This is a genomic window from Streptomyces torulosus (assembly GCF_001419765.1).
Taxonomy (GTDB): domain Bacteria; phylum Actinomycetota; class Actinomycetes; order Streptomycetales; family Streptomycetaceae; genus Streptomyces; species Streptomyces torulosus.
Genome location: NZ_LIRK01000754.1, coordinates 1 through 10,099, shown reverse-complemented (window position 1 = coordinate 10,099; position 10,099 = coordinate 1). Strand labels below are relative to the sequence as shown.

Annotated in this window: 7 protein-coding genes and 1 pseudogene; 2 read left to right on the top strand and 6 right to left on the bottom strand. The window is 72.6% G+C overall.

The genetic code is table 11. From position 1 onward, the window contains the following. A pseudogene (locus AOK23_RS50965) lies at positions 1–155 on the bottom strand (fic family toxin-antitoxin system, toxin component); the annotation flags it as partial. Then, positions 152–406, bottom strand: a complete 255-nt coding sequence (locus AOK23_RS39260) for a hypothetical protein (protein WP_240496764.1) — start codon at positions 404–406, stop codon at positions 152–154. The gene AOK23_RS39260 and the pseudogene AOK23_RS50965, both read right to left, overlap by 4 nt. A gap of 522 nt (positions 407–928) precedes the next feature. Between AOK23_RS39260 and pdxR the strand changes: the two genes are divergently transcribed. Next, on the top strand, positions 929–2,455 hold the full coding sequence (gene pdxR / locus AOK23_RS39255) for a MocR-like pyridoxine biosynthesis transcription factor PdxR (protein WP_055717227.1): 1,527 nt from the start codon (positions 929–931) through the stop codon (positions 2,453–2,455). A 34-nt stretch (positions 2,456–2,489) separates the two neighbouring features. Further along, positions 2,490–4,040, top strand: a complete 1,551-nt coding sequence (locus AOK23_RS39250) for a GMC family oxidoreductase (protein WP_055717226.1) — start codon at positions 2,490–2,492, stop codon at positions 4,038–4,040. On the opposite strand, the gene AOK23_RS39245 is transcribed toward AOK23_RS39250, so the two are convergent. The 4 genes from AOK23_RS39245 to pabB form a co-directional block, all read right to left on the bottom strand. Beyond that, positions 4,018–5,466, bottom strand: a complete 1,449-nt coding sequence (locus AOK23_RS39245; RefSeq protein ID WP_055717225.1) for an FAD-dependent oxidoreductase — start codon at positions 5,464–5,466, stop codon at positions 4,018–4,020. The two genes, AOK23_RS39250 and AOK23_RS39245, sit on opposite strands and share 23 nt — an antisense overlap. Beyond that, positions 5,463–6,701 (bottom strand): NAD(P)/FAD-dependent oxidoreductase, encoded by a 1,239-nt coding sequence (locus tag AOK23_RS39240; RefSeq protein WP_063791486.1) that lies wholly within the window; start codon positions 6,699–6,701, stop codon positions 5,463–5,465. Before AOK23_RS39240 ends, AOK23_RS39245 begins: the two co-directional genes overlap by 4 nt. Positions 6,702–6,716: 15 nt before the next feature. Further along, entirely contained in the window at positions 6,717–8,939 is a 2,223-nt protein-coding gene (locus AOK23_RS39235; protein WP_079049958.1) for a molybdopterin oxidoreductase family protein, read from the bottom strand. Next, a partial coding sequence (pabB, locus tag AOK23_RS39230; protein WP_063791485.1) for an aminodeoxychorismate synthase component I occupies positions 8,936–10,099 on the bottom strand: 1,164 nt, incomplete at its 5' end. The genes AOK23_RS39235 and pabB, both read right to left, overlap by 4 nt.

Below are 10,099 nucleotides of genomic sequence, written 5' to 3'. Positions count from 1 at the left end.
GCGTAGGGGCCGTCGTAGACGGGGATGTCGAGGAGCTCGCCGCGGTGGCGGGCGACGGCGGCGATGGGGACGCCGTAGTCGTCGGCGGCCGGGTCACGGTGACCGGCCCGTTCCGCTACCTCGAGGATCCAGGATTCGTCGACGTGCAGGATCACGCGGCAGCGCCCGGCTGCTGGTCGTACGGGGCGTCGAGCTGCTGCTCCAGGTCGTCGAGGAAGTCGCCGTGCTCATCGATGAGCCGCTGGGCCGCGGCCATGCCGGCGGCGCGGGCTCCGGTGGTGTCCTCGATGATGAGCCGCTCCACGTACTTGTTGAAGTCCAGGTGGCGGGCACGCGCGGCGGCCTTACCGGCCTCCAGCACCTTCTCCTCGAGCCTGACCTGCGTCTGCTTCTTCGCGGAAGTCACCCCAGCATGGTAGCAGGGTGGTAGCAATCTGCATGGCTGATCCCAGGGCCGTCAGCACAGCGGCGCCATCGGGGTGAGGGGCAGGGCGATCGCCTTCCGGGCGACTCGCTCCGGCCGGTGCCCGATCGCTGCGACCCGAGCTGCCGCCCCACCACCCGCTCACACCTGGGCACAGAATGTGCTGGACGCCACCCCCCGCACCCGACAAGCACTCACACAGGCGCCGTCTGCGGTGATGCCACGGGCCGTCGTCGGCGGCCCGCCGCACCCCGCAGGTTGCGGGAGCCGACAAGCGCTCTCAGCGGGCCCGTTCGCCCCAGGCGATCAGCCGGTTCCCGGCAGGCTCGGGTGCACGTCAAGTCACTCTCTGGAACGGGCTGTTCCGCCCCTTGGCACGACACCTCGTCCGCCCGGGCACGGCAATTTACCGTGACGGGACGGCAACAGAGAGTTGCTCATCTGGAGGTCGACCGTACGAGGCCCCTTCCCCCCAAACCATCCGATCCAGGAGGTTAGGTCCGCGTGCCAAGAGAATCGACGTCTCTTCCCTTCGGTGGATTCGTTCTCGACCGCGAGTCTCCGGTCCCGCTCTATCAGCAGCTCTACGAACAGATCCGGGCCGGCATCGAGAGCGGGCAGCTCCAGCCGGGCCTCCGCCTCCCCGCGACACGTGCCCTCGCCCAGGAACTCCAGGTCTCCCGCAACACGGTGCTCGTCGCGTACGAGCAACTCGTGACGGAACGTTTCGCCAACAGTCAGGTGGGGTCCGGCACACGGGTGGCCGCGCGGAGCCACCGGGTCGCCGCCGTCGGTCCTCGCACGGTGACCCGCCTTCCGGTGCCGCCCGTCATGGCGCGCCCCGTCCCTCGGCTCTCCCGGGCGACCCACGGCATGCTGCGGGCGGCGCGCGCCTACGGCGTCCGCCACCAGACGGCCTCACCCGTGGCTCAGCCCTTCGTGCTCGGTGTGCCCGCGCTGGACCTGTTTCCCACCGGTCTGTGGAGCCGAGTCCTCTCCCGCCGCGCCGCGCGGCTGGGCAGCGCGGAGCTCACCCATCAGGATCCCGCCGGATACTGGCCCCTGCGCAAGGAACTGGCCGCCTATCTCGGCCTGGCGCGCGGCGTCAAGTGCACGGCTGAGCAGGTACTGATCGCGTCGAGCACCCAGGTACTGACCAACCTGCTGGCCCGGATCCTGCTGGAACCCGGCGAGCAGGCCCTCGTCGAGGATCCGGGATACCCGGGCATCCGGACCGCGCTCTCGGTCGCGGGCGTCACCCCCTGTCCGGTCGACGTCGACCACGAGGGGCTCTGCATCGCCCTCGGTGAGAAGCGCCATCCGGGCGCACGCCTGGCGGTGGTCACGCCGAACAACCAGTTCCCCCTGGGCGTCCGTATGTCGAGCTCCCGGCGCGGCCAGTTACTGGACTGGGCCGGGCGTGTGAACGGCTGGCTGATCGAGGACGACTACGACGGCGAGTTCTGGTCGGACACCCCGTCGCCGCCGCTGCAGCAGATGGACGAGGCCGACCACGTGGTGTACGTGGGCACGCTGAGCAAGGCGCTCTTCCCGGCGCTCCGCATGGCGTACGCCGTCGTGCCACCGGACCTCGTGGACCCGGTGACCGCCGCCCAGCGGGTCACCACCGGAGCGCTGCCGGTGCTCGAACAGGCCGCCGTGCTCGACTTCATCCGGGAGGACCACTTCGCCCGGCACATCCGCCGGATGCGACAGGCCTACATCGAGCGGCGTGAGGGCTGCGTCGCGGCGCTGCGCGGCCGGCTCGGCGGGCTGGTTCGCCTCACCGGCGCGTCCGCCGGCATGCATCTGGTGGCGACGCTGCCGACGGGGACGGACGACAGCCGGGTGGCGGCGCTCTGCAACGAGTCCCGCACCACCGTCTATCCGCTGTCCTCCTACTACTCCGAGACGGGCGCGCCCGTCCCCGGTCTGGTCCTCGGTTACGGCGCCACTCCCCCGGCACAGGCGGCCCTCGGCGCACGGCACATCGCGGCCGCCGTGGGGCGGGCGACCCGGATCGCGGTCTGAGCGACCTCACATCAACGATTTTGAGGAGGAGTCCATGTACGACTACGTCATCGTCGGTGCGGGGTCCGCGGGTTGTGTTCTGGCCGGCCGGCTCACGGAGGATCCCCACACCAGTGTGCTGCTGATCGAGGCCGGCCCCGACGACACCGCGGAGGAGATCCGGCTGCCGAGCGCCTGGCCCCGGCTGATGCGTTCCGTCTACGACTGGGCGTATCTGAGCGAGCCGGAGCCGGGCCTCGACGGGCTGCGCCGGGTTCTGCCCGCGGGGCGGGCCCTGGGCGGCGGCTCGTCGGTCAACGCCATGATCTACATACGGGGCAACCGGCTCGACTTCGACGAGTGGGCCGCGCTCGGTGCCACGGGCTGGGGCTGGGAAGACGTGCTGCCGTACTTCAAGCGCGCGGAGGACAACACACGCGGAGCGGATGCCCTGCACGGGGTGGGCGGCCCGCTCGGCGTCACCGACAACACCGCGCCGCACCCGATCATGTCGGATCTGATCGAGGCGGGCCTGCAAGCCGGTCATCCGTTCAATTCCGATCTCAACGGCCCGGAGCAGGACGGGTTCGGCTGGTACCAGGTCACCGTCCGCGACGGCAGGCGGTGCAGCGCCGCCGACGCCTATCTGCGTCCGGCGGCGCACCGACCGAACCTGCACATCCTCACGGACACGCTCGCGCACCGGGTGCTCTTCGAGGGCACGCGCGCGGTCGGGGTGGAGGCCTCGCACGGTGGTGCGGTGGTGCAGCTGCGCGCCCGGCGCGAGGTCGTGGTGTGCTCGGGGTCGTACAACTCGCCCAAGCTGCTCATGCTCTCCGGCCTCGGGCGCCCGGCCGACCTGGAACCGATGGGCATCACCCCGCTGGCGGACCTGCCCGTCGGGGAGAACCTCCAGGATCACCCGCACATCCCGCTCGTGTACCTCTCCAACACCCGGACCAAGGAGACCGATTTCACCCCGGAGAACCTCGCCCGGTGGCGGGACACCGCGGACGGCCCCATGAGTTCCAACCTCGGCGAGGCCGGAGGTTTTCTGCGCACCCTGCCTCATCTGGACGCCCCCGACGTACAGGTGACGGCGAGTCCGGCCATGTTCCTCGACGAGGGGCTGACGGCCCCGTACGACCACGCCTTCATGCTCGGTCCGACGTTGCTGCGCCCCACCAGCCGCGGCAAGGTGTCGCTGCGCACGACGATGCCGGGCAGCGAGCCGAGGATCGTGCACAACTACCTCACCACGGAGGAGGACCGGCAGACGGCGGTCCGGGGTGTGCGGATGCTGCTGGAGGTGGCCGAACAGCCGGCTTTCAAGGCGCACCGGCGGGCCCCGCTCAGCGTGCCGGACTCCGAGAGCGAAGCGGACGTCCTGCGCTTCGCCAGGCGGGTCATGAACAGTCTGTTCCACCCTGTCGGCACATGTGCGATCGGTGGCGTGGTGGACCCCTGTCTGAGGGTCCTCGGTATCGACGGTCTACGGGTGGCGGACGCCTCCGTGATGCCGACCCTGGTGCGCGGCAACACGAACGCGGCCACCATCATGATCGGTGAGAAGGCCGCCGATCTCATCCGTGGTCATGCGCGGTGAGCTGTTCGTCGATCAGTGACGCCAGGGCGGGCACGCAACTGCCGCACCCGGTCCCCGCGCGGGTCCGCCGCCGTACCCCGTCCAGGTCCGGGCGGCCGTCCGCCGCGGCGGCGCGACGCACGGTGCCGACCGACACGTTGTGGCAGAAGCAGGCGGTCGCGTCGTCCGGCATCCGTCCGGCGACCGCCGCTCCCGCCGGGCCCGGGACGACCAGGTCCCCGGCCGAGGAGGCCCCCGGGACGCCGGCACCCGTCAGGGAGCGCAGGGCCGCGTAGCCGGAGGAGTCGCCGACGAGGACCCCGCCGAGCAGCCGGCCGTCGTCGCCCACGCGCAGGTTCCGGTACACGCCGGCCGCGGTGTCCAGGTAGCGCACCTCGTGTGTGCCGGGAGTCTCGCCGAGCGCGTCCCCGAAGCTCGCCACGGCCACGTCGAGCAGCTTCAGGCTGGTCGAGGTGTCTGCTCCGGTGAAGGCGGCTGCCGTGCCGAGCAGCCGGTCGGCGACGACATCGGCCATCGCGAAGCCGGGGGCGGCGAGGGCGTGCACCCGGCCGTCCGGGGTGAGCGCGCACTCGCCGATGGCGTGGACACGGGGATCGCTGGTGCGGCACGACTCGTCGACGACGATGCCGCCGCCGGGGCCCACGACGAGCCCGCAGGCCCTGGCGAGTTCGTCGCGTGGCCGTACTCCGGCGGCGAAGACGACGAGGTCGGCGTCGACGCCGGGCAGCGGATCTCCGTCCGGCGTCGCGAGCCGCAGTCCGGACGCCCGGCCGTGCTCGTCGGTCGTGACCTGCGTGACGCGGGTGCCGGTGTGCACCGTCACACCGAGGTCCTCGATGTGGCGGCGCAGGGTCCGACCGCCCTGCTCGTCGAGCTGGCGGTGCATCAGCCAGGGTGCGAACTCCACGATGTGGGTGTCCGGAACGAGCGCGCGCAGCGCTCCGGCGGCCTCCAGCCCCAGCAGTCCCCCGCCGACCACGGCGGCGGTGCGCGCGCGGGAGGCCCGGGCGCGGATGGCCTCCGCGTCCTCGACGGTCCGGTAACCGAAGCACCCCTGCGCACCGGCCCCGGGCACCTCGGGCACGAAGGGCCGGGATCCGGTGGCCAGGACGAGGACGTCATAGCCGAGGGTGCGGCCGGAGGCCGTGGTGACCAGGCGCCCGGCGCGGTCGACGGCCACGACCGGGTCGCCGAGGTGGACGCGGACACCGGCGCCGTCACCTCCGGGCGTGACGTCGTCGAGCAGGAGTCTCTCCGGCCGGGTGCCGCGCAGGCACTCGGAGAGCCGGACCCGGTCGTAGGCGGGCCGGGTCTCCTCGGCGAGGACCGTGACCTGTCTGCCGTGCAGCCCGCCCGCGGTTCGCAGTGCCGTGAGCAGCCGGTGGCCCGTCATCCCGTAGCCGACCAGCACCAGACGCTCGTTCACGAGGCCGCTCCTGCGGCCGAGACCAGGTGAACGCGGTCCTGCGGCAGGGGTACGGCCTCCTCGTAGGCGCGGCGGACCACGTCGACCGTGGACAGGTCGCCGAGGAGGATGCCGCCCACGACCCGGTTCCCCCGGGTGACGACTTTCTTGTAGGTCCGGCGTACGGCGTCCGACAGGCACACCACGTCGGTGTCGGGCCGGGTGGGCGCCGACGGCCCGCGCGTGGTGGGCCCGTCGGTCCTGGTCACTCCGAACACCGCCAGGTCGACCGGCGCAGCGGCGAGGCGGGTGAGGACCCGGGTGCCGCGGTAGGTGGCGCCGCGGTCGTGGCCGGACAGGCGCGCGGCCAGGACGTCGGCCTGCTCCCAGGCGGGCAGCGCCGTGTCGTGGACGACCCCGCGGTGCTCGGCGCAGGCGCCGATGGCGTGGACGGACGGGTCGGTGACGCTGCGCAGGGCGTCGTCGACGATCAGGCCCTTGTTCACCGCGAGTCCGGCGGCACGGGCTAGGCCGACGCGCGGGGTGACACCGCAGGCGATCACCGTCGTGTCGGCGGACACCACCGAGGAGTCGTCCAGCACCACGCCGGTGGCGCCCGGCTCGCGCAGTGGAGCACAGGCCGACGCGCCTGTCCGGACGGTGATCCCGCAGTCGCGGAGCACCGCCCGGAGCATGGCACCGGCCGCGGCGTCGAGGCGGCGGTCCATCAGATGCCGGCCGCGGTGGACGAGGGTCACGTCCTGGCCGCGCGCCGCCAGGGTGAGGGCGGTCTCGACCCCCAGCAGGCCTCCGCCGACGACGACCGACGTGCGCCCTTTCCTGGTGTCCTCGCGCAGCCGCAGGCAGTCGGTCAGGGTGTGCAGCGGCCGTCCGTCCCCCGCTCGCCCGAGCCTCCAGGGGTGGGTGGGGCGGTTGCCGGTGGCCAGCACCAGCGTGTCGTAGGGCTGCGCGGTCCCGTCGGAGGCGATGACGGTACGGGTGTTCCGGTTCACCGCGACGAGGTGGACGCCGGCGTGGACGTCGATGCCGGGCACCTGGGGCGGTGAGATGTCCTCGGGCCGGTGACGGCCCGCCAGGACCCCGGTGAGCAGCAGGCGGTTGTAGCCGGGGCGGGTCTCGGTGTCGTAGACGGTGATCCGGACGTCCGGGGCCCAGGCCGCCAGCCGGCGGACGAAGCGGGCGCCCGCCATGCCCTGGCCCACCACCACCACTCGGCGGCCGACGCTCCTTCCCATGGGTTACCTCCTGGGTCAGGTCCGTGATGTCACGGGGGCGGCGGCGTGCGGGGCCGCTTCCCCGTGCCCGACGATGTGCCGAACGTTCTTGTGGGCCGGGTCCGGGACGGGGGCGGTCACCGGTTCCAGGCGTACGGCGCACACCTTGAACTCGGGCATGCCGGAGAGCGGGTCGAGCGCCGGGTTGGTGACCGTGTTGGCCCGGCCGGGCCCGGCCCAGTGGAACGGCATGAACACCACGTCCGAGCGGATCGCGGTACTGAGCCGGGCCGGGGCGACGGCGCGGCCCCGCCGGCTGACCACGGCCACCTGGTCGCCCTCGGCCACGCCGAGCCGGTCGGCGAGATGCGGATGGAGCTCGACGAACGGCCCTGGCTCGGCGGCCCGCAGCGCGGGCACCCGTCGCGTCTGCGCTCCGCTCTGGTAGTGGGCCAGCACCCGCCCGGTCACCAGGTACAGGGGATACCGCTCATCGGGAGGTTCGGCGACCGGACGGTAGTCCACTGCCACCATGCGGGCGCGGCCGTCCGGGGTCGCGAAGGAGTCCAGGAAGAGCCGGGGCGTGCCCGGGTGCTCCTCGTCGGGGCACGGCCAGAACACTCCTCCTTCGCCGGTGATCCGCTCGTAGCTGATACCCGAGTAGTCGGCCGGGCCGCCGGCGGAGGCGCGCCGCAACTCCTCGAAGACGGCTCGGGGTTCGGCGGGGAACCCGTGGGGGACGCCCAGCCGGTCGGCCAGCGCGGAGAGGATCTGCAGATCGGTGCGCACCTGGGGCGGCGGGTCGACGGCCTTGCGGCGCAGCACCACCCTGCCCTCCAGGTTGGTCAGCGTGCCCGTCTCCTCCGCCCACTGGGCCGACGGCAGGACGACGTCGGCGAGCGCGGCCGTCTCCGACAGCACGACGTCGCTCACGACCAGCAGGTCCAGCGCCCGCAGCCGCTCCTCGACATGGGCGGCCCGGGGCGCGGACACGACCGGGTTGGAGCCGAAGACCAGCAACGCCCGTACGCCCCCGGGCGTTCCGGCGCTGTCGAGCAGTTCGTACGCCGACCGGCCCGGCCCGGGCAGATCGGCCGGCTCGATCCCCCACACGCGCGCCACGTGCTCGCGCGCCGCGGGGTCGGTCAGGCTCCGGTAGCCGGGCAACTGGTCTGCCTTCTGGCCGTGTTCGCGGCCTCCCTGGCCGTTGCCCTGGCCGGTCAGGCACCCGTAGCCGCTGCGGGGGCGCGCGGCCTTGCCCAGGGCCAGGCACAGGTTGATCCAGCCGTGCACGGTGTCGGTGCCCTTGCTGTGCTGTTCGCTGCCCCGGGCGGTGAGCACCATGGCGGCGGGTGCGGCGGCCAACGTCTGTACCGCTTGGCGGAGTTGGTGCACGGGCACACCGGTCAGCCGTTCCACGCGGGTCGGCCAGTAGTCCATGGCGATCGTGCGCACGGCCTCGAAGCCGGTCGTGCGCCGTGCCACGAACTCCGTGTCCACCAGCCCCCCGTCGATGGCGATGTGCAGCATGCCGAGCGCCAGGGCCAGGTCGCTTCCGGGCAGGGGCTGGAGGTGCAGGTGGGCCTGCGCCGCCGTACGGGTGCGGCGCGGGTCCACCACGATCAGCCGTCCGCCACGCCCGGTCAGCTCGGTCAGGTACCGCAGGGCGGGCGGCATGGTGTCCGCGAGGTTGCTGCCGACGAGCAGCACGCAGTCCGTCGCGGCGATGTCGGCCAGCGGGAACGGCAGTCCCCGGTCCAGGCCGAAGGCCCGGTTCGAGGCCGTGGCGGCCGAGGACATGCAGAACCGGCCGTTGTAGTCGATCGACGGTGTTCTCAGGGCGACCCTGGCGAACTTGCCCAGCAGGTAGGCCTTCTCGTTGGTCAGCCCGCCGCCGCCGAACACGCCGACGGCTTCGGCGCCGTGCCCGTCACGGATCCGGCGGACCCCCGACGCGACCCGGTCCAGCGCCTCGTTCCAGGTCGCGGGGCGCAGGGGCGCGCCGGGCCGGTCGCGGACCAGCGGAGTGGTGAGCCGTACGGCCGGGTTCAGCAGGTCGGCGGCGCTGCGGCCCTTTCCGCAGAGTGCGCCCCGGTTGACGGGGAAGCCGGGCCACTCCTCGACGGAGAGCGGAGTGGCCGGCGTGGTGGGTGCGGGAGGCCCCGCGTGGTCCGTCCGGTCGTCGGTGGGTCGCAGGACCATCCCGCACTGGAGCGAGCAGTAGGGGCAGTGCGTCGTGGTGCCCGTCGGCTCGATCATCGGTCGTCCAGCGCGGCTGTTCCGGCCGCCAGGGCCTGTTGCGCGCCACGGGGTGCCGCGGTGTCCGTGTCCAGGGCGCCCGCCAGCAGGGCCCGTAGCGGTGCCGTCGCCTTGAGCAGCATCTCGTCGTACTCCTCGACGGCGTCCGAGTCGAGGACGATGGCGCCCCCCGCGCCCACGTGCAGCTGGTCTCCCGTCATGACGGCGGTGCGGATCACGATGTTGAGGTCCGCGGTGCCGTTGCAGGCGAGGAAGCCGATGGTGCCGGAGTACACGCCGCGGGCCTGGGTCTCGAGCGCGTCGATGATGTCCAGCGTCCGGAGCTTCGGTGCGCCGGTCATGGATCCGCCGGGGAAACAGGCCCGGACGCAGTCGATGGCGTCCACGTCGGCGCGCAGCCTGCCACGGATCGTGGACACGAGCTGGTGCACGGTGGCGTAGGTCTCCGTCTTCATCAGCCGGGGGACCGTGACGCTGCCGACCTCGCACACCCGGCCGAGGTCGTTGCGCAGCAGGTCCACGATCATGAGGTTCTCGGCCCGGGTCTTGGCGCTGGTCGTGAGTTCCCGGCGCAGTCGGGCGTCCTCCTCCTCGGTGGCGCCGCGCGGTGCGGTCCCCTTGATCGGCTTGCTCTCGACCGTGCCGTCGCGGGTCACTCTCAGGAAGCGCTCCGGTGAGGACGAGGCGATCTCGACCTCGCCCAGACGCAGGTACGCCGAGTAGGGGGCCGGGTTGTAGCGGCGCATCGCCTGGTAGAAGCGCAGCCCGTCGGCGGGGCGGGGCAGGTGGACGGCGTTGGTCAGGCAGATCTCGTAGCTCTCCCCGGCGAGCAGTTGCCGCTTGCACTCCTCGATGTCGGCGAGGTATCGCTCCCGGTCGCGGACCAGCGCCGGTTCGAGTTGGGTGGCGTCCACGGCGACGCGTTCGGGAACGAGTGACGGCCGGGGCCGGGGCAGCGCGGCGAGTGTCGCCGCGGTCTGCTCCAGCCAGCGGGTCGCCTCCATGTCGGAGCGCAGGGCGCCGTCGGTGAGGCACAGGAGGTACGTGACGCCCTGCTGGTGGTCGACCGCGATCATCCGGTCGGCGAAGATCCAGTACGCGTCGGGGGTCGGCGCGGTGTGTTTGGCGGTGGAGCCGCAGTCGGCCTTCAGTTCGTAGCC